The organism is Rubrivirga halophila (assembly GCF_046845755.1).
Taxonomy (GTDB): Bacteria; Bacteroidota; Rhodothermia; order Rhodothermales; family Rubricoccaceae; genus Rubrivirga.
The window spans coordinates 2,782,023-2,806,115 of the sequence record NZ_CP177357.1 but is presented as its reverse complement, the minus strand read 5'-3'; the positions used below and the strand labels follow the sequence as shown (position 1 = coordinate 2,806,115).

Sequence of the window (24,093 nt, the reverse complement as noted above, 5' to 3'; positions counted from 1 at the left end):
GGGACGGCGTCGCGGGTCCGCCCGCCTCGGTGCGCTCGAGGAGGCGCCGTCGGGGCCCGACCCCCGATACGGATGTGGGAGGTGCCCTCCAACTGACGGCGACATCCGCGGCAGGGCTGAGGGGCCCTGGGCTCGGCATGGAGACGCCGTGCACGAATCGCGCTGTAGACTTGAGCGTCGTCGGACCCGGGCCCCATGACCGAACTCCTGTTCCAGCCGTACACGGTCGTCAGCCTCGCCCTCCTCGTGCTCAACGTGGCGGTGCTGGGGTATCTCCTCTCGATCCGGCGCAAGAGCGCGGCGACGTGGTGGCTGGTGATGGCGTTCGCCGCCTACACCGTGGCGATGCTGTCGGAGTTCGTGTGGTCGACCCTGATGACGGACCGGTTGGCCATCATCCAGGCGCTCGACGCGGTCTATTTGATCGCGACGTGCATGGGGGCGTGGGCGCTGCTGGGGTTCGCGTACCGGTTCCTCGACGACTCGCTGGCTGGCGAGGCGCGGCGCGTGCTCGTCGGGACGGCCGTCGCGCTCGCCGCCGTCCTGGCCTACGTGACGGTCCTCCTGGTCACCGACCCCACGAGCGATTCGATTTGGATGGTCCACACGGCGCTCTCGGACGTGCTGGTGGTGTGGACGCTCGGGGTGTTCCTGCGGAAGCGGCGGCTCGCCCGGCGCGACGGTGGCCCGGACGCCCGGCGGGCCGCCCAGGCGTACACGACCTTCGCCGTGCTCTACGGCCTGTATGTCGGGTCGACGGCGCTCTATTGGGTCAGCACGGCCGGCGCGGTGAGCATAAGCGTCGTCAGGCCGATCGGGGAGTTCCTCAACTTGGGGTTCGCGTTCGGCTACTTCTTTGTCTACCTCACCTACGCGCCCGAGCCGACGACCCTCCAGGCCAAGCTCGTCGGGGTCGCGCTCGTGACGGCGCTCGCGTCGGTTGCGGCGGTCACGTTCGTCGCGTTTCCGCACTACGTCATCCCCGACGCTCTCGTGGAGATGCCGCAGCGGGAGGCCCTGCGGTACACGCCCGACGGGGCCGGCGGCTACACGCTCGCGGCCCGGCCCTACACCGCGCCCGAGCCCCGCGGCCGGCGCCTCGCGCTCCGCGACGACGACGAGACGACCGTCGCCCTGGGGTTCGCGTTCCCGTTCTACGGCCAAGCGTACACCGAGGCGGTCGTCGACGACGACCCGATCGTCGCCTTCGGCGAGGCGCTGGGACCCTACCAGAACCTCCCGCTGACCGAGACGCCGATGATCCTGGCGCTCGGCCTCGACATCGCCCCGGACCAGGGCGGCGGCGTGTTCCTGGACCGGGCGCCCGACCGGGTCACCGTCACGTGGCACCGAGTCCCGGTGGACGGGTCCGAGGTCCCGGTGGATGTCGCCGAGGGAACGGCCACGGCCGGGCTCACGCTCCACGCCGACGGCGTGATCGACGTCGTGGTCGCGGAGGCGTCGCCCGGCGGGGCGGTCGCGCGGGGGATCAAGCCGGCCGGGCAGGCCGGCGCCGCCCTCTCGCGGACGGCCCCGCTGGGCGCCGGCCTGCCCGTCCGGATCGCGCCCGGTGCGCCCTACCTCGAGCACTACTACCTCGTCCAGCGGCGGCGGACGCACGAGCGGATGCGCGGTCTGATCGAGCTGATGCTCGCGCTCTCGGCGCTCGTCGTGGTCGTGCTCCCGCTGCTGTTCCGGAGCACACTCGTCCGGCCGCTCCGCCAGCTCCAGGCCGCCGTCCGCCGCGTCGAAGAGGGCGACCTCGAGGCCGAGGTCCCGGTCGGGGTCCAAGACGAGGTCGGGTACCTGGCGACCCGGTTCAACCGGATGACGGCGTCGCTCCGGCGCTACAGCCAGGAGATGGAGGGGTTGGTGGCCGAGCGGACGGCCGAGCTGGAGGAGGCCCAGGGGCGGCTCGTCCAGCAGGAGAAGATGGCGTCGCTGGGCGCGCTGACGGCCGGGATCGCGCACGAGATCAAGAACCCGCTCAACTTCGTGACCAACTTCGCCGGGCTCTCGCGCGAGGCCGTCGCCGAGCTCCGCACGGCGCTCGACGCGGGCGACGACGAGGAGGCCGCCGCCCTCCTGGACGACCTCGCGCTCAACACGGAGAAGATCGAGGCCCACGGCCAGCGCGCCGACGCCATCGTCAAGGCGATGATGGAGCACGCCCGGGGGAGCACCGGCGAGCGCCGGGCCGTCGCGCTCAACGCGCTCGTCGAGGAGTACGCCGGGCTGGCCTACCACGCGCTCCGCGCCCGCCGCCCCGACGCCGAGCCGGTGCTCGATTTCCGCTTGGACCCCGACGCGGGCGAGGTCGTCGTCGTCCCCCAGCAGATCGGTCGGGTGCTCGTCAACCTCGTCGACAACGCGTTCGACGCCGTCGCCGAGCAGGCCGGGTCGGAGATCGGCGCCTACGCCCCGACGGTCACCGTCTCGACGGCCCGGGCGAACGGCCAGGCGACGGTCCGCGTCGAGGACAACGGGCCGGGGATCGCGCCGGCGGCGGCGGCGAAGGTCTTTGAGCCGTTCTACACCACGAAGCCGGCTGGCGAGGGCACCGGGCTGGGGCTGTCGCTGGCCTACGACGTGGTCACGCAGGGTCACGGCGGCGCGCTCGAGGTCGGCGCCGGCGCGGGCGGGGGCGCCGCGTTCACGCTCACGCTCCCCACCTCCGCCTGACGCCGCCCGAGGCGGGCGCCGGGTCCCGGCCCTCCGTGCAGGGCCCCGCCCGTATGCTGCGGGCCTCCTTCCCCCGCCGCCATGCGTGCCCTCCTCCTCGCGCTCCTCCTGTCCGCCGCCTCGGCCGTCACGGCGCAGGAGCTCAACCCGGCGCTCGCGCCGTACGCCGCGCTCATCGGCGACTGGGCGGGGCCGGCCGACTTGATGACGCCCTCGGGGCCGCTCTCGCTGCACCACACCCAGACCGTCCGGTCCGATCTCGAGGGCCACCTCCTCGTGGTCGAGGGCGTCAGCCGGGCGGTCGGCGACGACGGCGCGCCGGGCGACATCAGCGCCGGCACGTTGGGTGTCCTCTCCGTCAACGCCGCGACGGTCTACCTCGACGCGTTCACGATGGACGACCGCCACGCGCGCGTGGCCCCGACACCGGTCGAGGGCGGGTACGACTGGACGTTCGAGCCGGGCGGCCAGGCCCTCGTGACCTACCAGATGCGGTTCGACGACGAGGGGCGGTGGGTCGAGACGGGCCGCGTCTCGCTCGACGGCGGCACGTCGTGGCAGCCGTTTTTCGAGATGACGCTGTCGCGCGTGGAGGCCGAGTAGGTCCGCCTCGGCCCGGGGCGGACGGATCCGCTACCGCTCGAACAGCCGGGCGTAGCGGCCGTAGCCCTCGGCGCGGAGCCGCGCGGCCGGGACGAACCGGAGCGCGGCGCCGTTCATGCAGTACCGCAAGCCGGTCGGGCGCGGGCCGTCGGCGAATACGTGCCCGAGGTGCGAGTCGGCACGCGCCGAGCGGATCTCGATGCGGAGCACGCCGAGCGAGCGGTCGCGGTGCTCGGTGACGGCGTCGGGCGAGATCGGACGCGTGAACGACGGCCACCCGGTGCCCGAGTCGAACTTGTCGCGCGACGAGAACAACGGCTCGCCCGAGACGACGTCGACAAAGATCCCGGCGCGGTGCTCGTCGTCGAGCGGGCTCGAGCCGGCCCGCTCCGTCGCGTCCTGCTGGGTGACGCGGTACGCGACGGCGCTGAGTTGGCGGCGGAGTTGGGCGTCGGACGGCTTGCGCCAGTCGGGCCCGGGGGCCTGGGCGGAGGCCGGCGCCGCGAGGGCCGCCAGCAGGAGGAGGGGGAGAAGACGGGACATCGAGACGAGAGGAAAAGAGGATCGGAGGAGAAGAGGAAGGGCAGGGGGAGAGCAGGAGGCCCGATGGCCGGTCCTCTTCTCATCCCCTCCTCTGCTCCTCGACTCGTCGGGTTGCGACAGGCACGAGCGGCACGTCTTACTCCGCGCCCTCAAAGAGCGACCGGTACTCGCCGAGCCCTTCGGCCTCCAGGTCGGCGACCGGGACGAAGCGCAGGGCGGCCGAGTTGAGGCAGTACCGCAGGCCGGTCGGCTCGGGGCCGTCCTCGAACACGTGCCCGAGGTGGCTGTCCGACGACCCGGAGCGGACCTCGGTCCGCGTCATAAACAGCGACTTGTCGACCTTCGTCTCGACCGGCGCGCCGTCGAGCGGCTGCCAGAAGCTGGGCCAGCCCGTGCCGGACTTGTACTTGGTCGTCGAGGCGAAGAGGGGCGTCCCGTCGATCACGTCGACGTAGAGGCCGGGCTCGGTGTTGTTCCAGTACTCGTTGGCGTAGGGCGGCTCGGTGCCGTCCTTCTTGGTGACGTAGTACTGCATCCGCGTCAGGCGGTCCTTCAGGGCGGCGTCGGACATGGGGTCGATGGGATCGGGGCGGAAGAAGACGAAGCCGGCCACCAGCACGGCGGCGACGGCCACGAGGGATGCGGTGAGGACTTTCATGGGTCTAGGAAGATGAGCGAGGCCCGGCGGGCGCGGAGTCGGGGGCTAGAGCGCCGGGCCGAGGCGACCGGCGGCCTCGCCCCACAGCTCCTCCAGACGCGCGTCGCGGCGGCAGCCCGTCCGGTAGCGATTGTAGTGGCCGGGGTTCGTCCGGTAGAAGTCCTGGTGGTAGTCCTCGGCGGCGTAGAACGGCGCGGCGTCGAGGACGGGCACGACGACGCGGCCGTTGAACCGGCCGTTGAGCAGCCGCTTGGTGCGCTCGGCCTCGGCGCGCTCCTCGGCGGTGCGGACGAAGATGGCCGGGCGGTACGGCGTCCCGCGGTCGCAGAACTGTCCGCCGTCATCGAGCGGGTCGACGTTGTGCCAGTAGACCTGCAGGAGCGTGTCGAAGGAGACCACGGACGGGTCGTAGATCACCTCGACGGCCTCGTAGTGGCCGGTCGTCTTGCGCGTGACCTCGTCGTACGTGGGGTTCGGAACCGTGCCCCCGGAAAAGCCGGAGACGACCGAGGCGACGCCGTCGAGCTCCTCGAAGGGTTTTTCCATGCACCAAAAGCACCCGCCCGCGAGCACGAGCGTGTCGGCGGCGTCCGGGGCGATGGCAAAGCCGGGGTCCGGGCCGGCGGGCGCCGACGTGCCGCAGCCGGCGGCGAGCGTCGCCAGCACGACGGCGGGCAGGGCGAGCAGGAACAGAAAGCGGCGCATGGGCAGGGCGGGGAAGTGCCCCCTAGACGCGGCGGGGGCGCGTGGTATTCCCTGGCGCACACAATGTTAGCGGTCTGTGAGCCCCCGTCCTACGCAAGGCTGGCGCCAGCAGGTCGAGCGGGCGCGCTGGGACGCAGCGCTGGCGCCAACACCGGGGTGCTTGGGCTTGCCCGGCAGGACACCACGCGGACTGGCTTCGCCGACCCTTCGGGTTGTCCCCTTGGCAAGGGGGACAGCCAGACCGCGCGCTGAGCGGAGCGATGCGTGGGCTGGCGGGGGGGCTGCCGAGCACGGCGCACCGGCCCCCTCCTGCTTGCGCTCCTGCGCTCTCCATGCCGTCCTCGCCCCCCGGGCCGTGCGGCCCGGCTAGCTTGGCCGGTCACCCGCCCTGGACCCCATGGCCCTCGTCGCCATCGTCGGCCGCCCGAATGTGGGCAAGTCGACCCTCTTCAACCGCCTCACCGAGGAGCGCCGCGCCATCGTCGACGACCAGCCGGGCGTCACGCGCGACCGCCTGTTCGGCACCGTCGAGTGGACCGGCCGCACGTTCGACTTGGTCGACACCGGCGGGCTCGTGCCGCGCTCGGCTGAGCAGTTCGACGCCGCCATCCGCGAGCAGGTCATGCTGACGCTCGACGAGGCCGACGTCATCCTGTTCGTGGTCGACACGCTGACCGGGATCTCGGACCTCGACCAGGAGGTGGCCCAGCGCTTGCGCCGCGCCGAGCAGCCCGTCATCGTCGTCGCCAACAAGGCCGACAACCAGGCGCGTGCGCTCGACGCGGCCGAGTTCTGGTCGCTCGGGTTCGAGCAGGTCTTCGCGCTCAGCGCCGTCAACGGCACGGGTACGGGCGACTTCCTCGACGCCGTCGTCGCCGCGCTCCCCGAGGAGCCCGAGGTCGACGAGGAGGACACGGCCCCGCGCATCGCCTTCCTGGGCCGCCCGAACGTGGGCAAGTCGTCGCTCACCAACAAGCTCCTGGGCCGGACGCGCTCGATCGTGACCGAGGTCGCCGGGACGACGCGCGACGCCATCGACGCCCGCCTCACCTTCGGCGAGGGCGACGACGCCCGCGAGGTGGTGCTCGTCGACACGGCCGGGCTCCGCAAAAAGGCGCGCGTCAAGGAGAACGTCGAGTTCTACTCGACGCTCCGGACGGAGCGCGCGCTCCAGGCCTGCGACGTGGCCGTGGTCTTGGTCGACGCCGAGCGCGGGCTGGAGGCCCAGGACGCGCGCGTCCTCCGCGAGGCCGAGCAGCTCAAAAAGGGCATGCTGATCGTCGTCAACAAGTGGGACCTGGTGGCCGACAAGGAGACCAACACGGCGCGCGACATGGAGCGCGGCATCCGCGAGCGGCTCGGGCTGCTCGACTTCGTGCCCATCGTGTTCGTGTCGGCGCTCACCGGCCAGCGGGCCGAGAAGGTGCTCGAGCTCGCCCTCGAGGTCTTCGACGAGCGCCGCAAGCGGGTCCCGACGGCGGTCTTCAACGAGGTCCTGGAAAAGGCCATCCGCCGCCAGCCGCCGCCGACGTACCGCAACAACTACGTCAAGATCAACTACGGCAGCCAGGTCCGCGACGAGCCGCCCGTGTTCGCCTTCTTCGCCAACTACCCCGAGGGCGTCAAGGAGAGCTACCGCCGCTACCTCGAGAACCGCCTGCGCGAGGCGTTCGGCTTCGAGGGCGTCCCGCTGACGCTCTCCTTCAAGCGCAAATAGGCGCCTGCAGGGGCAGGCACACGCTCAGTACGGCAGCGCCAGCGGGGTCAGCCGCGCCTCGATGGCGGCGCGCTGGGCCTCGTACTGCGGCGGGAGCTGCAGCGTCCGGCCCAGACTCTCGAACGGCTCGTCGACGGTGAAGCCGGGCGGGTCGGTCGCGATCTCGAACAGGATGCCGCCGGGCTCGCGCGTGTACACCGAGTGGAAGTACTGGCGGTCGATCTGGGGTGTCGGCCGCAGGCCCATCGACAGCAGCACCTCACGGACCTCCAACTCGGCCTCGTCGTCGGGCGCGCGGAAGGCGATGTGGTGGACGGTCCCCGTGCCGAGCTGCCCCGGGCCCATTGTCGGCGCGCAGTACACGTCGACAAACTGGGCGCGGTCGGCGTTGGGGTTGACGAGCCGCAGGCGGTCGCCCTCCTGGCCGTGCTCCTGGTAGCCGTAGGCCTCGGTGAGGACGCGCGTCGTGGCGTCGGGCGCGTGCGAGCACAGGGTGACGCTGTGGAAGGCGCCGAGCGCGATGGCCTGGGGCACGGGCCCGTCGGCCCACTGGCCGCTCGCGTCGTCGGTTTCTACGAGGTCGATCACGAGCCCGTCGCTGTCGCGGAGCGTGAGGACGGGCTGGCCGAACCGCGTCGTCGGCACGTCCATCGCGACGCCCGCCGCCGCCAGCCGGTCGATCCAGGCCGAGATCGCGCCGGGCCCGACCGCGTACGCCGTCGCCGTGGCCTGCCCCGCACCGATGCGGCCGCGCAGGGCGTCGGCGGCCCAGGGGAAAAAGGTCAGGAACGAGCCCGGGCGGGCCGGGCCGTCGGCGTAGTAGAGGTGGTAGGTGCCCGGGTCGTCGAAGTTGACGGTCTGCTTCACGAGCCGCAGCCCCAACGTTCCGGCGTAGGTGTCGACGTTCGCCTGGGCCGGGCCCGAGATGGCGGTGACGTGGTGGAGGCCAAGGAGGGGAGAGGGCATCGGGCGGTCGGGGAGGGCGCGCGTCGAGACCGCCGGCGGAAGGTCGCTGTTCCACGGCAGCCGGCCTGGGCGGCGCGTCCGCGTTCCGATTTCGGCCGGAGACAGCGCCCGCGAGCGCGTTCGGTACGGCGATGGGCGTGGGAGCCGGTCCCTGCCCCCGACACAGCCATGACCCGCTCCCCCTCCCGCCTGACGATCCTGCCGTTTGCCCTGCTGGCAGTGTTCACCGTCTTCCTGGCGATCCCGGCCACGCGCGACGCCGCGCAGTGGATGCTGGCCGAGAACCGGCCGGTCGAGCTCCTGTCGTTCGTGTTCCTGATGGTCGGCGGCGTGCTCGGGCTGCGGCTGGCGGCCCAGCTCCGGCGGCGCGGCGAGCGCGGCTGGACCGTCGCGTTCTACGCCCTGTTCTCGCTGGGCCTGCTGGCGATCGGCGCCGAGGAGGTGGCGTGGGGCCAGTGGTTCGTGGGGTTCGAGACGCCCGAGGCGATCGCCGAGGTCAACACCCAGGGCGAGCTGACGCTGCACAACCACAAGGCCCTGAAGGACCACCTCGAGATCTTTCCGCTCTTGTTTGGGCTGGCGGGGTTGGTGGGCGTCTGGGTGCGCCGTTTCCCCGGGTGGTCGCGGGTCGCCGCGCCGGCCGCGCTGCTCCCGTGGTTCGCTCTCATCGCCGTCGTCTCGGCCGTCGACTTTCTCCAGGACTGGGTCGTGATCCAGGCCCAGTTCGACGAGCTCGTCAACGCGCTCGACGAGCTGGTCGAGATGTTCGTGGCGCTGGCGGGCCTGCTCTTCGTCCGGTTCAACGCCGCCCGCCTGCTCCCCGCCACGCCCGCCGACGCCATCCGCCAGCGGGGCGCGACGCCAGAGCCGGCCGGCGATCGGTGGGGCTCGATCCGCCGCCCGCGCCGGGGCGCCCGCCAGCGCGTCGCGTAGGCCGGCGGGCCACCCTCACCCTGGCAGTGCCAACCTGCCGATTGTCTCGTTCCCAAGGGGAGAGGGGACGTGATTTTAGTCGTCGGCGACATCCGACGAGCAGAGCGCTGCTCCATTCATGAGCTCGCTGAGCCCCCCTGTGTCGTCATCCCGAGCTTGACGAGTGACGTGGCGCGCGCTAGAGATCCCTCGACAAGCTCGGGATGACGCTGAAGGAGGCCCCTCGGCAGAGACCGAGAAGGCCCTTCCTAGTCACGAGCGTGCTGGAGGTCGCGGGCGCGGACGGCGTGCTCCCACCGGAGGGTGCCCTCGGCGTCATACGTCCGCATCGTCATCGTGCGGTCGGTCCGCTCGCCGCTCACGGTAAACGTCCCGAAGTTGCGGTCGCCAGCGACGAGCGTCCCCGGTACACGGAGCGGGTTGACGCGCTCGGGCGAGTCCTCGCGCAAGGGGTACGTCGAGGCGCCGGCCGTGAGCGGGCTCGAGGTGAACTCGTAGAGCGGGTACGCGCCGGGGCGCTCCAGCTTGAGGAGCTCGGTGTGGTGGCGGTCGCCGGAGAGGAACACGACGCCATCGATCTGGCGCGCGGTGATCTCGTCGATCAGCCCCTGGCGCTCGGCCGGGGCGACGGCCGCGAACGTCTCGAAGACCGGGATCGGGTTCAGAAACTGGCCGCCGACGGCGACGACCTTGAACGGCGCGCGGCTGGCGGTGAGCGCGTCGAGCAGCCACTGCGCCTGCTCCGCGCCCAGAATCGTGCGCTCGGCGGCGGGCGCGTCGTTGGGCGCGCGGTGGTAGCGGTCGTCGAGCAGGAACACGTCGACATCCGCCCACTGGAAGTGGGTAAAGACGCCGGGGACGCCGGGCAGGCCGCGCGTGGCGGACGGCCAGAAGTCGGTGAACGTGTCGAGCGCGGCGCCCTTCAGCACGTACGAGCGGTCGGAGTCGTTGGGGCCGTAGTCGTGGTCGTCCCAGGTCGCGTAGTGGGCGGTGCTCGCGAGCAGGGGCTGGAGCGCCGGCTCGGCGCGGCTGTGGCGAAAGCGGTACGCGATGCCGGCGGGGTCCCACCAGTCGACCTCGCGCAAGTAGGTGTTGTCGCCGAGCCAGAGCATCAAGTCCGGGCGGAGCGCGGCGATCTCGCCGAAGATGGCCGTCGAGCCGCCGTACGGGCCGCCGGGGCGGTCGAAGGCGGGGTCGTTGTCGTAGTAGCACGAGCCGATGGCGGCCGTGAACGTGGGCGGGTCGGCCCGCCACTGCCACAGCGGTTGGGTCGCCAGTGTCGTCGCAAACGGCACGGAGACGGCGGCGCCGTCGAGCGACACGGCGTAGTCGTAGCGCGTCCCCGGCGCGAGCCCGAACAAGCGGACGGTAGCGGTCCCGTCCGGATTGGGGGTGGCGCGAGCCGTGATCGTCGGGGCGCTAGCGTCGTCGCTCGGCGTGGCGACGACGGTGACCTCGGCGGTGCCGTCGGCCTGCACCCAGACGGCGGCGCCCCGGTGCGTCACGTCGGCCAGCATCGGGCCGGCCACGAGGCGGGCCGCTGCCGGGGCCGAGGCGGACGCCTCCGCCAGCCCGGCCCGCGCCAGCCCGCGCTGGACGGCCCGCTCGATGGCGGCCTGCCCGCTGGGCGTCGTGGAGGCGGCGGTGAGCGCGGGCACGCACCCGCCGACGGCGAGGAGCAGGGCGAGACAGACGAGGCGGGTCATCACGGGTAGGGGAGGGGACGGGCCCGCAAGCTCGCACCGCCAGCAGGTCGCCCGGGCGCTCGCGCGAGCCGGGGCAGACATGGGGAGAGCGGAACGGCGCCAGCAGGCGGGCTCGCGGTCGACCGACGCTGTTGCGGCCGACGGCGCGGCGGGGAGGCTCGCGCCTGCAGGTTGTCGAGAGGCTTGATCCGATCCTCCCCTCCAGCCTGTCTCCGCGAAAGCGGGGAGGAGGGGCCGGGGGAGGGCGACCGGCCTGCGCCAGCGGGCGGGCACGCGGTCCTCCGACACCCTCACCCTGGCTGCGCCGACGCTACGCGTTGTCCCTCTCCCGAGAGAGGGGACGCCGTCGGCAGGGCTTGCGCAGGCAGGCGGGCAGAGGGCCTTCTCCATGCCAAACAGAAAACGCCGCGCCCCGGAGCGGGACGCGGCGTTCAGAGATTCGGTCCTCGGTCCTCGGTCCTGGCCGGCGGCCGTGCTACTCGTCCTCGTCCTCGAAGACCGGCTCCGGGCGGACGTCCCACTGGAGCATCTGGTCGATCTCGGTCGAGTCCTCGCCGTCGGCGTCGGTGAACGTGTAGTCGCCGAGCTCGTCGCGGCGGTTGGCCGGGACGCGCTTCCACTGGGTGCCGTCGGCGTCGACGAACTCGTCGGGGAACGGGCTCTCGATCCGGTAGCCGGGGTGGTACGTCTTGTACTGCTTGGCGGCCTCGTGGAGCGCCGCGCGCCGGGCGCCGGGCCGGGTCGCCGAGTAGCCGACGACGCGGAACGGGGCGATCTCGATGATGGCGATGACGTCGTCGCCCTCGTCCTCGGGGTCGGAGTACTCGGGCCGGACGACCTTGAAGTCGTCGGGGTGGGGGTACGCGCTGCGGTCGTCGAACATGGGAGGGACGGAGTCGGAAAGGGGGAAAGTACCGACCGGACGGCCGCAAGCTCCCGCGTCGGGCCCCGCCGCCGACGCTTTCGGGCCGGATTCACCGCCGCCCACTTCTGGCCGCACCCGCTTGCCCCCGGAAGCACGCGTGCTGTAGACTCAGATCCCGCACGTCCCCCGCCGCCATGTCCTCCCTCCCCGACGACGACTTCGACGACCTCGACGACGACCTCGAGATCGACGACGACGACCTCGACCTCGACGCGCTCGAGCCCGACGACGACGACCTCGACGACTTCGACGACGACGACCTCTCGCTCGACGACGGCCTCGACTTCGACGACGACGAGTTTTAGGCCGAGCTGTGGAGCCGGGGCCGGACCCGTGCGAGCCCCGGCTGGCGACGCGCCGGGGCGGGCTGGCGCCTCTGGGCCTGAGCGCACGCCGGGGCATCGGGGCGCTTCCCCGGCGGCCGCGCGGCTCGCCCTGTCTGCGATGCGTCAGGAGGCAGCCAGCGTGAGACGGCGAGTGGGGATGGGCCGCCGCTGGCGAGGCGATCGGCCGGGGATCCGTTATGGCGCGCGCAGGCGACGGCCGGGCCTCGGCAGGCGAGGACTCGGGAGACCGTTATGGGCGGGCGGGGCTGCATAACGGCTTGTCGAACCCCGCGTGAGCGCGGTGAGAGGTGGCCTGGACACGGAGGGGTGGCGCTCAGCCTCGCTCTCCACGGTGTGGATAACCCGTGGACGGAGAGCGCTTGCGGCGCGGCGCAGGGGCGGCTTTCTTGAGGTCCGATTCGACGCGCCGGGATGGGCTTGAACAGGGCGGCCACGTGCGCCGCCGGCTGCAGCACCGAGGCACTGAGGACCGGGCCGCGGCCGCCCGGCCGCCTGCAGCGACGCGTTGCGGGCGAGGTCCCGAGTGGCCCCCTTATCGTCCCCCCCCACCCGAACCCCTATGGGCAAGCAGAAAGGGTCCGCCATGTCCGGCGGCCTCACCATCGACCGCGTGTTTTCGACCGACGGCACGCACCCGTTCGACAGCGTCTCCTGGACGACGCGCGACGCGGCCATCAAGAACTTCAGCGGCGAGGCCATCTTCGAGCAGCTCGGCGTCGAGTTCCCCGAGGCCTTCTCCCCGCTCGCGGTCAACGTCGTCGCCAGCAAGTACTTCTACGGCGACGTCGGCACGGGCAACGGCAGCCCGGCCGAGGGCCAGCGCGAGTACTCGCTCAAGCAGCTCGTCCACCGCGTCACGCAGACCATCACGGACTGGGGCCGCGAGCAGAACTACTTCGCGTCGGACGCCGACGCCGAGACGTTCTACGACGAGCTGACCTGGCTCTGCACGAACCAGTACGGCGCGTTCAACAGCCCCGTCTGGTTCAACGTCGGGCTCGGCCAGCAGTACGGCGTCCGCGACTCGGGCGGCAAGACCATCTCCGGGTGGGACTTCGAGAAGGGTGAGATCGTCGACGTGGACCCCTACGAGCGGCCCCAGGCGAGCGCCTGCTTCATCATCTCGGTCGACGACTCGGTCGACGACATCTGGCAGCTCATGGGCGAGAGCGCCCGGCTGTTCAAGTTCGGCTCGGGCGTCGGCGCCGACTGGTCGGCCCTGCGGTCGTCGCACGAGAAGCTGTCGGGCGGCGGCATCCCGTCCGGCCCCGTGTCCTTTATGAAGGTGCAGGACGCGACCGGCGGGACCATCAAGTCCGGCGGCAAGACGCGCCGCGCGGCGATTATGCAGACGCTCAAGGTCTGGCACCCGGACATCCTGGAGTTCGTCCAGGCCAAGCAGACCGAGGAGAAGAAGGCCTGGGCTTTGATCGAGCAGGGCTACGACGGCTCGTTCAACGGCGACGCCTACGGCTCGGTCGCCTTCCAGAACGTGAACCAGTCGGTCCGCCTCAACGACGCCTTTATGGAGGCGGCCAACAAGGGCGAGCGGTTCCCGCTGACGGCTGTCACGAGCGGCGAGGCCGTCGACGAGGTCGACGCCGAGGAGCTGTTGCTGGCGATCGCCGAGGGGACCTGGATCTGCGGCGACCCCGGCGCCCAGTACGAGGACACGATCCAGCGCTGGCACACCTGCAAGAACACGGGCCCGATCAACTCGAGCAACCCGTGCTCCGAGTACATGTTTTTGGACGACAGCGCGTGCAACCTCGCGTCGCTGAACCTGATGAAGTTCAAGGCCGATGACGGCACGTTCGACGTCGCGCGCTACCGCGCCGCCGCGCGGATCTACCTCACGGCCCAGGAGATCCTGGTCGACAACGCGGGCTACCCGTCGGCCCGGATCGCCGCCAACAGCCACCGCTTCCGCCCGCTCGGGCTCGGGTTCGCCAACTTGGGCGCGCTCCTGATGTCGATGGGCCTGCCGTATGACTCCGACGAGGGCCGCGCCGTCGCCGCGGCGCTGATGGCGATCGAGCACTGCGAGGGCTACGCGCGCTCCGCCGAGATCGCCGCCAACACCCAGATCGGCCCGTTCGACGGCTACGCCGAGAACGAGGAGCCCTTCCTCGAGGTCATGCGGATGCACCGCGACGCGGTCGCCGAGATCCACCCGTCCTGCCCCGCCTACCTCAAGGAGGCCGCCCAGGCGTCGGCCGACGAGATGGTCGCGCTCGGTGAACAGCACGGCTACCGCAACGCCCAGGCGACGGTCCTCGCGCCGACCGGCACGATCGGCTTCATGATGGACTGCGACACGACGGGCATCGAGCCCGACCTCGCGCTCGTCAAGTACAAGCTGCTCGCGGGCAAGGGCGACGGGCTCATGAAGATCGTCAACCAGACCGTGCCGGAGGCCCTCGCGCGCCTGGGCTACACCGACGCCGAGACTAGGGTCATCTTGGACTACGTCGACGAGCACGACACGATCGAAGGCGCGCCGGGCCTGCGCGACGAGCACCTCGCGGTCTTCGACTGCGCCTTCAAGCCGCACAACGGCGAGCGCTCGATCTCGCACCTCGGCCACATCCGGATGATGGCGGCGTGCCAGCCGTTCATCTCGGGCGCCATCTCGAAGACGGTCAACCTGTCGGAGAGCGCGACGGTCGAGGACATCGCCGACGCCTACATGCAGTCGTGGGAACTCGGCCTCAAGGCCGTGGCGATCTACCGCGAGAACTCGAAGCGGAGCCAGCCGCTGTCCACGAAGTCCGGCGGCAACACGTCGGGCAAGAAGACGAGCGCCGAGGGCGCCGTCTCCGGCGACGGCGCCGCGTCCGGCACGCCCGAGATCGCCGAGCGGATCGTCGAGAAGCTCGTCGAGCGCGTGGTCTACCGCCCGCACCGCGAGCGCCTGCCGGACGAGCGGCCGTCGGTGACCCACAAGTTCTCGGTCGCCGGCCACGAGGGCTACCTCCACGTCGGCCTCTACCCCGAGGGCCACCGCAACGCGGGCCGCCCGGGCGAGATCTTTATCACGATGGCCAAGCAGGGCTCGACGATCGCCGGGCTGATGGACAGCTTCGCAACGGCGATCTCGCTGTCGTTCCAGTACGGCGTCCCGCTCGAGGACCTGGTCTCGAAGTTCGGCCACGTCCGGTTCGAGCCGGCCGGGTTCACGACCAACCCCAAGATCCCGATCGCCAAGTCGATCACGGACTACATCTTCCGCTACCTCTCGCTCAAGTTCCTGAGCGGCGGCGACGGCGCGGAGAAGGACCTGGCCGAGGACGCCGACCCCGTCGTCGCCGTCGCGGCCGAGGTCGAGCGCCACGGCCCGGCGACCGACCAGACGCAAGCCGACCTGTTCGCCGCCGCGCAAGCGGTCGTGGACGCGGGCCAGCAGCCGTCGCACGTCGGCGGCACCGTCGAGCAGGCGCTCGCGGAGGGCGGCGAGGTCGGCGCCTTCAAAAACCAGGACGACGCGCCGGCCTGCCCGAACTGCGGCGGCATCACGGTCCGCGCCGGGAGCTGCTACAGCTGCCCGAACTGCGGGTCGTCGACCGGCTGCGGCTGATCCCGTCCGTCTCGACTCCCTCGGCCTCGACGCCGAGGCGGGCGCCCCCGGTTCCTTTGGGATCGGGGGCGCATTGCGTTGTAAACGGGACCCAGGGAGGAACGAGCCGAAGCAATCGGCTACCCTGCCATCGAACTCTCACGCGAGCATCGATGGTTGCCGAAGTACCCTCTATCCAGCCCCCAGCCCCTTCGCCCTATCCTTCGGGCACCGATGGACCCGACCCCGCGTTCGACGTACATGACCGACTGGCACCAGCGCATCACCATCGACCCGCAGCAGTGCGGGGGCCGTCCGTGCATCCGCGGGATGCGCGTGCGCGTGTCGGACGTGCTGGACCTGCTGGCGGAGGGGCTGACCCCGGCCGACGTGGTCGAGGAACTCCCGTACCTCGAACTGGCCGACGTGGAGGCCAGCCTGAAGTACGCCAGCGAGACGATGCGTCAGCCGGCGCAAGCGGCCTGACGCTCTATCTCGACGCCCACCTCTCGCCGTCTCTGGCGCGATGGATCACGGCCACCTTCGACGGCGTGGAGGCGTCCTCCGCCGAGTACCTGGGCCTTCGCGACGCGACCGATCCGGAGATCGCGGAGGCGGCGCGCCTCGCGGGTGCCATTGTCTTGACGAAAGACCAGACCTTCGTCCGAGAGGCCGCTCGGGCTCAGTCCCCACCCATGATCCGAGTCGCATCCGGCAACGCGAGCACGACGTCGCTAAAGCCTGTGCTCCTGTCCGAGCTGCCCGCTGCACTGGACGCCATCCGGGATGGCGCACTCACCGCCGTCGTGGGCGGCGCTGGTGATGCCTGACCCCGACCTCCGCTACGAAGTCATCGTCTACTGGAGCGACGCCGACGGCGCGTACCTCGCCGAGGTCCCCGAACTCCCCGGCTGCCTGTCCGACGGTGACACCCACGCGGAGGCCGGGGCGAGCGCGGAGGACGCTATGCGCGCGTGGATCGAGACGGCGCGCGAGCTGGGCCGCGAGGTCCCGGTCCTGAAGGGGCGGCGCCTCCACTTCGCCTGAGCCGTTGGCGTCCCACTGCTGGCGGCGATCCCTCCTCACTGTCATCCTGAGCGGAGGGCGGAGCCCGGAGTCGAACGCGGAGCGTCGGCGGAGCCGAGGATCTCTGGCGGGCGGGTCGCTCCGACCAGCGCTACCGGCGCCAGCGCGAGACCCCGTCGCACCAGAGATCCTTCGACTGCGCTCGCTGACGCTCGCTCCGCTCAGGATGACGGATGGGTCCTGCGATTGAACGCCCGCTTGCGGAGGCGCGCTGCCCTATCGTTCCCCATGCGCGAGGCGGGGACGTACTGGGTCTACGTTCTGACCAACCGGTCGGGGACGCTCTACGTGGGCGTGACGAACGACCTCGGCCGGCGGCTGGCGGAGCACGCGAGCGGAAGCGATCCGTCCGCATTCTCCGCGCGCTACGCACTCGACCGACTGATCCACGTCGAGCCGTACCCGACCGCGCGCGACGCCATCGCTAGGGAAAAGCAGCTCAAGGGCTGGCGGCGGGCGAAGAAGGTGGCCCTCATCACCGCCCACAACCCCGGCTGGCGGGACTTGCGCCCTCCGCCAGAACAAACGCCAGCCCGGCGCTAGGTTCGGCGGATGCTCCCGCTCGCCCTGTCCGCCGGCCTCGCGCTCGTCCACCTGCTGGCGGGGCGGCTCCGGTTCATGGACGGGACGCCGCGAAGCCGGGCGCTGTCGGCCGCCGGCGGGATCTCGGTCGCCTACGTGTTCGCCCACCTGCTGCCCGAGGTGGCGGCCGGGCAGGAGGCGCTCGCCGAGGCCGGGCTCCGGGGCGGCGTGCTCGACGGGTCGCACACCTGGCTGCTCGCGCTCCTGGGCTTGGTCGTGTTCTACGGACTCGAACGCGCCGCGCTGACCTCGCGCGAGGAGAATGCCGAGGGCGGCGACCAGACCGAGCCCGGCGTGTTCTGGCTCCACATGGCGAGCTACGGGCTGTACAACGTGCTCGTGGGCTACCTCTTGGCGGCCGACCCGGCCGACGTCGAGCGGGGCGCGCGGCTGGCGTTCGCGGGGGCGATGGCCCTGCACTTCCTGGTTAACGACGTCGGCCTGCGTGACCATCACAAGGCGCGGTACCGCCGGGTCGGGCGCTACGTGCTGGGGGCGGCGGTCGTGGGCGGGACGGCCCTGGGGCTGGCCGTCCGGGTGCCCGAGTCCGTGGTCGCCGGGCTCGTCGCGTTCCTGGCGGGGAGCGTCGTGCTCAACGTGCTCAAGGAGGAGCTGCCCGACGAGCGGGAGAGTCGGTTCTGGCCGTTCGCGGCCGGCGCGTTCGGGTTCGCGGCCCTGCTGGCGATCGTCTAGCGCACCGCGGAGCCTCCGCGCAGTGCCGCGACATTCCCTCGCAGTGCCGCGGAGCCTCCTCGCAGTGCCGCGACGCCTCCTCGCACTGACGCGCTGTCAGGGTGCAGAGGCGTGGCGCCCGTCCGTCTAGGCCATCGCCGCCTCGGCGTCGAGCGACGCCGGCAGCGCCGCGTCGAGGCGGGCGATGGCGGCGTGGGCGTGGGCATGGAGCGGCAGAAACGCGCGGACGGCCTCGACCAGCCGGCCCGCGTCGGCGGCGTCCTCGGTGTCGGCGCAGGCGTCGGCGAGCGGCGTGTCGTCGAGCACGTCGGCGACCGATCGGAGGGAGTGAGCGGTGAGGGCGGTCGTCCGCAGGTCCTCGTTCCGCAGGGCCTCTTTCAGAACGGCCAGCCCGTCGCCCAACTCCTCGCGGGCTTGCACCAGCAGCTCGGTGCGCACCTCCGGGTCGCCGGCCGTGAGGCGGTCGAGTGTCGGGAAGTCGGCGTCCGCGGGCGGCGTTCCGTCGCGCTCGGGGGTCGCGCGCGCGACCGACGCCAGCACCGACGCCAGCGCGTCGGGGGCGAGCGGCTTGGTCAGGAAGGCGTCCATGCCGGCGGCGAGGCAGGCCTCGCGCTGCTCGTGCGTCACGTCCGCCGTGAGGGCGACCAGCATCGGCTGGCGGAGGGCGTCGTCGGCGCGGATGGCCTGGGCCGCCTCGACGCCGCCGACACGCGGCATCCGCACGTCGAGGAAGGCCACGTCGAAGGGCTGGCCGTCGGCCTCGGCGCGGCGCAGCGCCGGGAGCACGGCGTCGCCGTCCTCGACGATGACGGGGTCGATGCCGAGGCGCCCCAGCATCAGCCCGACGACGCGCCGGTTGACGGCGTTGTCTTCGGCGACGAGGACGTGGGGGGCGTCGGGGTGGCGGGGAGAGGGCATGTCGGCGGGGGGAGACAGGTCGGGGGGCCCGGGCGGGGCGGCGGGCGCGGGCTCCGCCGGGACGATCACGTGGAAGGTGGACCCGGCGCCGACCTCGCTCTCGGCCCAGAGCCGGCCGCCCATCGCGTCGACGAGCTGCTTCGAGATGGCCAGCCCCAGCCCCGTCCCGCCGTAGCGCCGCGTCGTAGACGCGTCGGCTTGGGTGAACGGGTCGAACAGGCCGTCCAGCGCGTCGGCGCGGATCCCGATCCCGGTGTCCGAGACGCGGACGTGGAGCCCGCGCTCGCACGGGCCGTCGGGGCGGAGCGCCTCGGGCAGGGCCGCGGGGTCGCACGGCTCAGCGGCGAGCGTGACCGTCCCCGCCTCGGTGAACTTGACGGCGTTCGCGAGCAGGTTCAGCACGACCTGCCGCAGCCGCGTCCCGTCGCCGACGACGTGCGAGGGCAGCGCCGGGTCGATGTCGCAGCGCAGCGCGAGCCCCTTCTGCTCGGCCCGGTACGCGACCACGTCGCACGCGCCGCCGAGGCAGGCCTGGACCCCGAATGGGGCGGCCTCTAGCTCCAACAAGCCCGCCTCGATCTTCGAGAAGTCCAGGACGTCGTTGACGACGTCGAGCAGGGCCTGGCCCGAGGACCGGATGACCCCGGCCACCTCGCGCTGGTCGTCGCCGAGGTCGGAGCGGAGCAGGTGGTCGGTCATCCCGATCACGCCGTTGAGCGGGGTCCGGATCTCGTGGCTCATCGAGGCCAGGAAGTCCGACTTGGCCCGGTTCGCCCGCTCGGCCTGGTCGCGAGCGGCGACGAGCGCCCGGTGGGCGGCGTGCGTGGCCGAGATGTCCTGGGCGACGACGACCAGGCCGCTGCGCGCGCTGTCGTGAGAGGGCAGCTTGGCGGCCGACAGGCGGACCGGGAGCGTCGCCCCGTCGGCCCGCTGGAAGCGCGTCTCGAGACCCGTGAACGACGGCGCCCCGGCGATCGCGGCGCCGAACCGGGCGACCTCGTCGGCCTCGGGGACGAACAGCGAGAACACGGGCTCGCCGACGACCTCGTCGGCCTCGCGCCCGATCAGGTCGGCCCCGGCCTGGTTGACCCGGACGAGCCGGCCGTCCCCGTCGACGACCGCGAGGGGGTCGGGGATCGACTCGATGACGGCGTCGAGGTGGGCGCGGGAGACGGTGCTCCGGCCGAGCGCGGCGGCCGTCGCGTCGAAGGCGCGCGCGAGGTCGCCGACCTCGTCGGACGAGGTGTCGCCGATGCGGGCGTCGAGGTCGCCGGCGCCGACGGCCTCGACGCCCGCGGCGATCCGGCCCAGCCGCCGGCCCAGCGTCCGCGCGATGAGGACGCCGAGCGCGAGCGCGAGCCCGAAGGGGATCGCCACCAGCGCCCAGCCCAGCACCCGGACGCGATCGACGGCGGCCCCGGCCTCTGCACCCGCCGCCAGCGACGCTGCGGCGTCGCCAGCGGCCGCGACGACGGCGAGCCCGACCGCCGCCACGACCGTGGCGGCGATCCCGAAGGCGAAGAACAACTTGGGGAAGAGCTTCACGCTCCGGGGGAAAAGAGGTAACGCGGCCGCCCGACAGCGGCCTCGAGAGGCCGTCGGCGGGATCCGAGGCGAACGCCCGGCCGTCTTGCCAGGAGTGTGCCACACGGCCTCCCCACCACCGACCCGCCCGCCATGCGCCTCGCCGTCCTCGCCGCCGCCGTCCTGTCCGCGTCCGCCGCGCTCGCCCAGCCCGGCGTCGAGCTGAACCGCCCGCCCGACGCGCCGTGGCCGGACTCGCTCGTCGGCGGCGTCGCCCCGCCGGCCCACGTGCAGGCCCTGTACGGGATCGCTGCCGACGTCTCCGCGGCGCGCATCGAGGCCGACATCCGGACGCTCGCGGGGTTCGGCACGCGCCACACGCTCAGCGACACGGTCTCGGCCACGCGCGGGATCGGCGCGGCGCGGCGCTGGATCCAGGCCGAGTTCGAGCGCATCTCGGCCGCGTGCGGCGGCTGCCTCGAGGTCGTCGTCCAGCGGCGGACCATCTCGGGCCAGAGCCGCATCCCCGAGCCGACCGACGTCGTCAACGTGCTCGCCATCCAGCGCGGGACGACCGACCCCGACCGCTACGTCGTCATGTCGGGCGACATCGACAGCCGCGTGTCCGACGCGCTCGACTTCACCTCCGACTCGCCGGGCGCGAACGACAACGCGTCCGGGATGGCCGGGGCCATCGAGGCGGCCCGCGTGCTCAGCCAGCACGCGTTCCCCTCGACCATCGTCTACGCCGGGCTCAGCGGTGAGGAGCAGGGGCTCTTCGGCGGTCAGATCATGGCCGAGATCGCGCGCGACGAGGGCTGGGAGATCGTCGGCGTGCTCAACAACGACATGATCGGCAACAGCTGCGGCATCGACGGGGTCTGCGACAACACGTCTGCCCGCGTCTTTTCCGAGGCCACGCGGCCGATTGAAACGGAGCGCGAGGCCCGGATCCGGCGGTTCACCGGCGGCGAGGTCGACGGCCCGTCCCGCAACCTCGCCCGCGTCGTGGACCGGATGGCGGACGACTACATCCGCAACCTCGACATCATGATGGTCTACCGGCTCGACCGGTTCGGGCGGGGCGGCCACCACACGCCGTTTACGAACGTCGGCTTCCCGGGCGTCCGCATCATGGAGACGCACGAGCACTACGACCGCCAGCACCAGGACCTGCGGATGGGCACGCACCCCGACGGCTCGCCCCGCCACTTTGGCGACACCGTCGAGTACGTCGACTTCGACTACGCGGCCAAGCTGACGGCGCTCAACGCGGTCACGCTGGCGATGCTGGCGGGCGCCCCGCCGCCGCCCTCGGGCGTCTCCATCGAGGGCGCCGTCCAGCCGAGCACGACGCTGTCGTGGGACGCCCCGGACCGCGCCCAGAACCCGCAGCTGGCGGGCTTCCGCGTCTGGTGGCGCCTGACCACCGAGCCCCAGTGGCAGTGGTCGGTCTACGTCCCCGACTCGGGCGCCGACCGCCAGACGTACACGCTCGAGAACGTCGTCATCGACAACTACCTCTTCGGCGTCCAGGCCGTCTCGGCCGACGGCAGCGCCAGCCCCGTCGTCTTCCCCGGCGCCATCGGGGCGTTCGACTACGGCGAGAGGGACGAATGAGGGATGCGGGATGGAGGGGTGCGGCACCCAATGACTGGGGACTCTGCCCATCCCTCCGTTCCTTTCTCGTTCCGCATCCCTCTGTCTACTCCAGCACCTCGCCGAACGCGATGTCCTCGGCGGCGAGCACGAAGAGCGTCGCCGGGAGGTCGGCCGTGCGGGCGCGCAAAGCCGTGTAGTAGTCCACGAAGCCGTCGTCGGTCGGCGGCGCCAGCCCAAGCATCACGAGGTCGGCGTCGGCGGACGTCTCGCGCAGGATCTGGCCGAAGGGCCGGTCGGCGGCCAGGATCACCTCGAGCTCGGCGCCCGTCCGCGTCAGCCGCAGGCGCTCGCCGACGGAGGTCCGCATCTGGGCGGCGGCGGCCTCGTTCGGCGCCACCATCAGGACGCGGACCGTGCTCCCGCGCCAGTCCAGGCTCGTCGACAGGAGGTACGCCAAGAGCACCATCAGGCCGCCATTCCCCTTGAGGCCGCCCCACCACACGTCGATCCGCTGGCGCCGCCCGTAGCCGCCGGCCGCGCTGTCGCGGACGATGACGACGTTGCGGGCGTTGTCGTAAAAGTGGCGGACGGTCTGGCCGTAGCGCGCCTGCCGCTCGGTGCTCTGCGTGTCGCCGAGGAGGATCGTGTTGGGCACGAACGCGCCGAGCCCGTAGCTGTCGACGAGCCGCTCGGCGCCCTCGAACGGGTCCGGCGCCGCGATCACGCGGACCAACGCCTCGACGGCCCGGTCGGCGAGGTAGTCGTGGATCTGGCGCTCCAGCCCGGCCACGCGCGTCGGCGTCACGTCCGCGGCCGTGATGACGGTCGAGACGGTCAGGATCGAGCGGTTGTGGGTGATCGCCGCCGCCAGCTCGACGAGCGGCCACCGCGAGGCCGGGGCGCCGGAGAGCACCAGCAGGTGCGGGCGCCAGTTTTTGGAGTCGTCTTGGGCGTCGCGCAGCCGCATGAGGCCGGCGCGCGTGACGGCCATCCAGATCCCGCGCCGCACGTCGCCCCAGGCGGTCTCCAGCGACTGGCGCTCCAGCCACAGGAAGATCCCGAACACGAACGTGACCGCGACGGCCGTCGCGATTGCGTTGATCAAGAGCATCACGGCCACGCACCCGATAAAGCCGAGCAGCGACAGCGCCCACGGCACGCGGAACGTCGGCCGGAACGACGGGCTGTTCAGAAACCGTTCGACGGCCGCCGACAGGTTGAGCACGCCGTACGTCGTCAGGAAGAACATCGTCAGGACGGGCGCGATCAGGTTGAGGTCGCCGAACCACACGGCCGCCAGCGCGACCGCGAGTGTGAGGCCGGTGCCCAGGCGCGGCGCGTCGTCGTCGCCGGAGCCCCTTCCCAGCCAGTCGAGCCACGACGGGAGCACGCCGTCGCGCGCGAGCGCCTGGAGCACGCGCGGCGCCCCGAGCACGCTGCCCAGCGCGCTCGACAGCGTCGCGCCCCAGACGCCGAGCAGGATCGAGTCGCCCCAGATCGCGATCCGCGACATGATCAGCGGGTCCGTCAAGAGGTCCTCCGTCGACGCGCGCGCCGCCAGCAGGACCGGCAGCAGCATGTAGATCACATACCCCACCCCGACCGCCGCGAACGTGCCCTTGGGGATCGACCGGCTCGGGTCTTTGAGGTCGCCCGACAGGTTGACGCCGGCCATGATGCCGGTGACGGCGGGGAAGAACACGGCGAACACGGTCCAGAACCCGGCCCGCTCCAGGACCGGCGCCGTCCCCGGCGCGGGCGGCACGCTGCTCCCGAACACGAGCGCCAGCAGCGACAGCACGATCGCGCCCATGATGACGTACTGCGCCCGGATCGCCGTCTTCGCGGACACCAGCGCCAGCACGGCCACGGCGACCGTCGTCATCAGCCCGACCGTCTTGAGGTCGACGCCGGGGAACCGGAGCGCGACGCTCTCGGCAAAGCCGATCGTGTACAGCGCGACCGACAGCGCCTGGGCGATGTAGAGCGGCACGCCGACCGCGCCGCCGGTCTCGATGCCCAGCGACCGGCTGATCATGTAGTACGCCCCGCCCGTCCGCACGCGCGTGTCCGTCGCGATGGCGGCGATCGAGAGCGACGTCAGAAACGTGATCGAGGTCGCGAGCGTGACGATCAGGAGCGTGCCGCCGAGCCCCACGTTCCCGACCACCCACCCGAACCGGAGGTACATGATGACGCCCAGGATCGTCAGGATCGAGGGCGTGAAGACGCCGCCGAAGGTGCCGAGCCCCGTCGGGCTGGCGGTGACGACGGAGGCGCGGGGCGGACGGACGGGCACGGCGGGGCGGGGCGGGGGACGAGCCCGAAGAGGGTACGACCGCGTGCC

The 24,093-nt window shown here is 72.0% G+C and carries 20 protein-coding genes; 12 read left to right on the top strand and 8 right to left on the bottom strand.

Translation table 11 applies throughout. The features are described from left to right. The first annotated feature begins 195 nt into the window (after positions 1-195). Both ACLIRP_RS12360 and ACLIRP_RS12355 read left to right on the top strand, forming a co-directional pair. Positions 196-2,682, top strand: a complete 2,487-nt coding sequence (locus tag ACLIRP_RS12360; protein WP_412060760.1) for a sensor histidine kinase — start codon at positions 196-198, stop codon at positions 2,680-2,682. A gap of 81 nt (positions 2,683-2,763) precedes the next feature. Beyond that, positions 2,764-3,285, top strand: a complete 522-nt coding sequence (locus tag ACLIRP_RS12355) for a hypothetical protein (protein WP_412060759.1) — start codon at positions 2,764-2,766, stop codon at positions 3,283-3,285. Positions 3,286-3,315: 30 nt separating this feature from the next. On the opposite strand, the gene msrB (ACLIRP_RS12350) is transcribed toward ACLIRP_RS12355, so the two are convergent. The 3 genes from msrB (ACLIRP_RS12350) to msrA all read right to left on the bottom strand — a co-directional run bounded on the left by msrB (ACLIRP_RS12350) (position 3,316) and on the right by msrA (position 5,191). Further along, the gene (gene msrB, locus ACLIRP_RS12350) at positions 3,316-3,828 is read right to left on the bottom strand and encodes a peptide-methionine (R)-S-oxide reductase MsrB (protein ID WP_412060758.1); all 513 of its coding nucleotides are present in this window, start codon (positions 3,826-3,828) and stop codon (positions 3,316-3,318) included. Between the two features lie 136 nt (positions 3,829-3,964). Next, on the bottom strand, positions 3,965-4,486 hold the full coding sequence (msrB, locus tag ACLIRP_RS12345; RefSeq protein WP_412060757.1) for a peptide-methionine (R)-S-oxide reductase MsrB: 522 nt from the start codon (positions 4,484-4,486) through the stop codon (positions 3,965-3,967). Positions 4,487-4,531: 45 nt separating this feature from the next. Further along, positions 4,532-5,191 (bottom strand): peptide-methionine (S)-S-oxide reductase MsrA, encoded by a 660-nt coding sequence (msrA, locus tag ACLIRP_RS12340; protein ID WP_412060756.1) that lies wholly within the window; start codon positions 5,189-5,191, stop codon positions 4,532-4,534. Between the two features lie 397 nt (positions 5,192-5,588). Here msrA and der point away from each other — a divergent pair, with 397 nt between their 5' ends. Then, on the top strand, positions 5,589-6,908 hold the full coding sequence (gene der, locus ACLIRP_RS12335; protein WP_412060755.1) for a ribosome biogenesis GTPase Der: 1,320 nt from the start codon (positions 5,589-5,591) through the stop codon (positions 6,906-6,908). A 24-nt stretch (positions 6,909-6,932) separates the two neighbouring features. Here der and ACLIRP_RS12330 read toward each other — a convergent pair whose 3' ends face one another. Then, the gene (locus ACLIRP_RS12330; RefSeq protein WP_412060754.1) at positions 6,933-7,874 is read right to left on the bottom strand and encodes a ring-cleaving dioxygenase; all 942 of its coding nucleotides are present in this window, start codon (positions 7,872-7,874) and stop codon (positions 6,933-6,935) included. Between the two features lie 168 nt (positions 7,875-8,042). On the opposite strand from ACLIRP_RS12330, the gene ACLIRP_RS12325 reads away from it, so the two are divergent. Further along, positions 8,043-8,807 carry a hypothetical protein gene (locus ACLIRP_RS12325; RefSeq protein ID WP_412060753.1) on the top strand — a complete coding sequence of 255 codons (765 nt, stop codon included), beginning with the start codon at positions 8,043-8,045 and terminating at the stop codon, positions 8,805-8,807. 248 nt (positions 8,808-9,055) lie between these two features. On the opposite strand, the gene ACLIRP_RS12320 is transcribed toward ACLIRP_RS12325, so the two are convergent. Both ACLIRP_RS12320 and ACLIRP_RS12315 read right to left on the bottom strand, forming a co-directional pair. Beyond that, positions 9,056-10,513: an alkaline phosphatase D family protein gene (locus ACLIRP_RS12320; RefSeq protein WP_412060752.1), complete on the bottom strand. Its 1,458-nt coding sequence runs from the start codon at positions 10,511-10,513 to the stop codon at positions 9,056-9,058. A gap of 475 nt (positions 10,514-10,988) precedes the next feature. Beyond that, positions 10,989-11,396 (bottom strand): hypothetical protein, encoded by a 408-nt coding sequence (locus ACLIRP_RS12315; RefSeq protein WP_412060751.1) that lies wholly within the window; start codon positions 11,394-11,396, stop codon positions 10,989-10,991. Positions 11,397-11,572: 176 nt separating this feature from the next. On the opposite strand from ACLIRP_RS12315, the gene ACLIRP_RS12310 reads away from it, so the two are divergent. The 7 genes from ACLIRP_RS12310 to ACLIRP_RS12280 all read left to right on the top strand — a co-directional run bounded on the left by ACLIRP_RS12310 (position 11,573) and on the right by ACLIRP_RS12280 (position 17,702). Next, entirely contained in the window at positions 11,573-11,743 is a 171-nt protein-coding gene (locus ACLIRP_RS12310) for a hypothetical protein (RefSeq protein ID WP_412060750.1), read from the top strand. 601 nt (positions 11,744-12,344) lie between these two features. Further along, on the top strand, positions 12,345-15,362 hold the full coding sequence (locus ACLIRP_RS12305) for a vitamin B12-dependent ribonucleotide reductase (protein ID WP_412060749.1): 3,018 nt from the start codon (positions 12,345-12,347) through the stop codon (positions 15,360-15,362). Between the two features lie 240 nt (positions 15,363-15,602). Continuing rightward, positions 15,603-15,827 (top strand): DUF433 domain-containing protein, encoded by a 225-nt coding sequence (locus ACLIRP_RS12300; RefSeq protein ID WP_412063714.1) that lies wholly within the window; start codon positions 15,603-15,605, stop codon positions 15,825-15,827. Continuing rightward, positions 15,824-16,171: a DUF5615 family PIN-like protein gene (locus ACLIRP_RS12295; RefSeq protein WP_412063713.1), complete on the top strand. Its 348-nt coding sequence runs from the start codon at positions 15,824-15,826 to the stop codon at positions 16,169-16,171. The genes ACLIRP_RS12300 and ACLIRP_RS12295 overlap by 4 nt, the downstream gene beginning before the upstream one ends. Then, positions 16,164-16,388, top strand: coding sequence for a type II toxin-antitoxin system HicB family antitoxin (locus ACLIRP_RS12290; protein ID WP_412060748.1), 225 nt, complete (start codon positions 16,164-16,166; stop codon positions 16,386-16,388). Before ACLIRP_RS12295 ends, ACLIRP_RS12290 begins: the two co-directional genes overlap by 8 nt. Before the next feature lie 267 nt (positions 16,389-16,655). Next, a complete protein-coding gene (locus ACLIRP_RS12285; protein ID WP_412060747.1) occupies positions 16,656-16,970 on the top strand; it encodes a GIY-YIG nuclease family protein in 315 nt (104 codons plus the stop codon). 9 nt (positions 16,971-16,979) lie between these two features. Further along, positions 16,980-17,702 (top strand): hypothetical protein, encoded by a 723-nt coding sequence (locus tag ACLIRP_RS12280; RefSeq protein ID WP_412060746.1) that lies wholly within the window; start codon positions 16,980-16,982, stop codon positions 17,700-17,702. Positions 17,703-17,828: 126 nt separating this feature from the next. On the opposite strand, the gene ACLIRP_RS12275 is transcribed toward ACLIRP_RS12280, so the two are convergent. Next, a complete protein-coding gene (locus ACLIRP_RS12275) occupies positions 17,829-20,165 on the bottom strand; it encodes an ATP-binding protein (protein ID WP_412060745.1) in 2,337 nt (778 codons plus the stop codon). 132 nt (positions 20,166-20,297) lie between these two features. Between ACLIRP_RS12275 and ACLIRP_RS12270 the strand changes: the two genes are divergently transcribed. Further along, complete coding sequence (locus ACLIRP_RS12270; protein WP_412060744.1) at positions 20,298-21,764, top strand: M28 family metallopeptidase; 1,467 nt, start codon at positions 20,298-20,300, stop codon at positions 21,762-21,764. 85 nt (positions 21,765-21,849) lie between these two features. On the opposite strand, the gene ACLIRP_RS12265 is transcribed toward ACLIRP_RS12270, so the two are convergent. Continuing rightward, on the bottom strand, positions 21,850-24,045 hold the full coding sequence (locus ACLIRP_RS12265) for a Na-K-Cl cotransporter (protein WP_412060743.1): 2,196 nt from the start codon (positions 24,043-24,045) through the stop codon (positions 21,850-21,852). Positions 24,046-24,093 lie beyond the last annotated feature (48 nt).

Bases quoted from the DNA above. Each gene is read 5' to 3' on its own strand.
- msrB (WP_412060758.1), bottom strand. From the start codon at position 3,828: ATGTCCCGTCTTCTCCCCCTCCTCCTGCTGGCGGCCCTCGCGGCGCCG.
- msrA (WP_412060756.1), bottom strand. From the start codon at position 5,191: ATGCGCCGCTTTCTGTTCCTGCTCGCCCTGCCCGCCGTCGTGCTGGCG.
- ACLIRP_RS12360 (WP_412060760.1), top strand. From the start codon at position 196: ATGACCGAACTCCTGTTCCAGCCGTACACGGTCGTCAGCCTCGCCCTC.
- ACLIRP_RS12290 (WP_412060748.1), top strand. From the start codon at position 16,164: ATGCCTGACCCCGACCTCCGCTACGAAGTCATCGTCTACTGGAGCGAC.
- ACLIRP_RS12325 (WP_412060753.1), top strand. From the start codon at position 8,043: ATGACCCGCTCCCCCTCCCGCCTGACGATCCTGCCGTTTGCCCTGCTG.
- ACLIRP_RS12285 (WP_412060747.1), top strand. From the start codon at position 16,656: ATGCGCGAGGCGGGGACGTACTGGGTCTACGTTCTGACCAACCGGTCG.
- ACLIRP_RS12315 (WP_412060751.1), bottom strand. From the start codon at position 11,396: ATGTTCGACGACCGCAGCGCGTACCCCCACCCCGACGACTTCAAGGTC.
- ACLIRP_RS12355 (WP_412060759.1), top strand. From the start codon at position 2,764: ATGCGTGCCCTCCTCCTCGCGCTCCTCCTGTCCGCCGCCTCGGCCGTC.
- ACLIRP_RS12280 (WP_412060746.1), top strand. From the start codon at position 16,980: ATGCTCCCGCTCGCCCTGTCCGCCGGCCTCGCGCTCGTCCACCTGCTG.
- ACLIRP_RS12320 (WP_412060752.1), bottom strand. From the start codon at position 10,513: ATGACCCGCCTCGTCTGTCTCGCCCTGCTCCTCGCCGTCGGCGGGTGC.
- ACLIRP_RS12300 (WP_412063714.1), top strand. From the start codon at position 15,603: ATGACCGACTGGCACCAGCGCATCACCATCGACCCGCAGCAGTGCGGG.
- ACLIRP_RS12270 (WP_412060744.1), top strand. From the start codon at position 20,298: ATGCGCCTCGCCGTCCTCGCCGCCGCCGTCCTGTCCGCGTCCGCCGCG.
- ACLIRP_RS12330 (WP_412060754.1), bottom strand. From the start codon at position 7,874: ATGCCCTCTCCCCTCCTTGGCCTCCACCACGTCACCGCCATCTCGGGC.
- ACLIRP_RS12310 (WP_412060750.1), top strand. From the start codon at position 11,573: ATGTCCTCCCTCCCCGACGACGACTTCGACGACCTCGACGACGACCTC.
- msrB (WP_412060757.1), bottom strand. From the start codon at position 4,486: ATGAAAGTCCTCACCGCATCCCTCGTGGCCGTCGCCGCCGTGCTGGTG.
- der (WP_412060755.1), top strand. From the start codon at position 5,589: ATGGCCCTCGTCGCCATCGTCGGCCGCCCGAATGTGGGCAAGTCGACC.
- ACLIRP_RS12305 (WP_412060749.1), top strand. From the start codon at position 12,345: ATGGGCAAGCAGAAAGGGTCCGCCATGTCCGGCGGCCTCACCATCGAC.